Annotated in this window: 1 protein-coding gene and 1 pseudogene; both read left to right on the forward strand. The window is 72.4% G+C overall.

Translation table 11 applies throughout. The features are described from left to right. Positions 1-310: ABC transporter permease subunit (locus FV222_RS27955; protein ID WP_147816399.1), on the forward strand; the 310-nt coding region annotated here is incomplete at its 5' end. Then, positions 307-798, forward strand: a pseudogene (locus FV222_RS27960) (putrescine ABC transporter permease PotI); the annotation flags it as partial. The gene FV222_RS27955 and the pseudogene FV222_RS27960, both read left to right, overlap by 4 nt.

Below are 798 nucleotides of genomic sequence, written 5' to 3' on the forward strand. Positions count from 1 at the left end.
GGTGTTCCGGACCGTGACGCTGCCCCTCGCGCTCCCCGGCCTGCTGGCCGGCGCAGCGCTCTGCTTCATCCCCATGGTCGGCGAGTTCGTGATCCCGGACCTGCTCGGCGGCTCCGAGACGCTGATGCTCGGGCGCGTGCTGTGGAGCGAGTTCTTCTCCAACCGCGATTGGCCGCTCGCCTCGGCGGTGGCGATCCTGCTGGTCGTCCTCGTGGTCGGCCCGGTGGTGCTGTTCCGCGACGCCGCCGCCGAGGCCGCGAGCGGCGAGGGCTCGGGCAGAGAGATCCCGGGCAGAGAGGGCGCGCCATGAGCGTGCTGACCCGATCCGTCCTGATCCGTGCCGTGCTGATCTCAGGGTTCGGCTTCCTCTACGCGCCGATCCTGGTGCTCGTCGCCTACTCGTTCAACGCGTCGGCGCTGGTCACGGTGTGGGGCGGGTTCTCGACCCGGTGGTACGGCGTGCTGCTGGCCGACGGGCCGTTGCTCGAATCCGCCTGGATGTCGCTGCGGGTCGCGACCCTGTCGGCCGCAATCGCCACCGCGCTCGGCACGCTCGCCGCCCTCGCGCTCGCCCGCCACGGCCGCTTCCGCGGGCGGACGCTGTTCACCGGCCTCGTCACCGCGCCGATGGTGATGCCGGAGGTGATCACCGGCCTGTCGCTGCTGCTGCTCTTCGTCGGAATCGGGCTCGACCGCGGGATGGGGGCGATCGTCGTCGCCCACGCGACGCTGGGCACCGGCTTCGTCGCGGTGGTCGTCGCCGCGCGCCTGCGCGGGCTCGACCGCGACCTGGAGGAG

The organism is Methylobacterium sp. WL103, assembly GCF_008039885.1.
Lineage (GTDB): Bacteria > Pseudomonadota > Alphaproteobacteria > Rhizobiales > Beijerinckiaceae > Methylobacterium > Methylobacterium cerastii.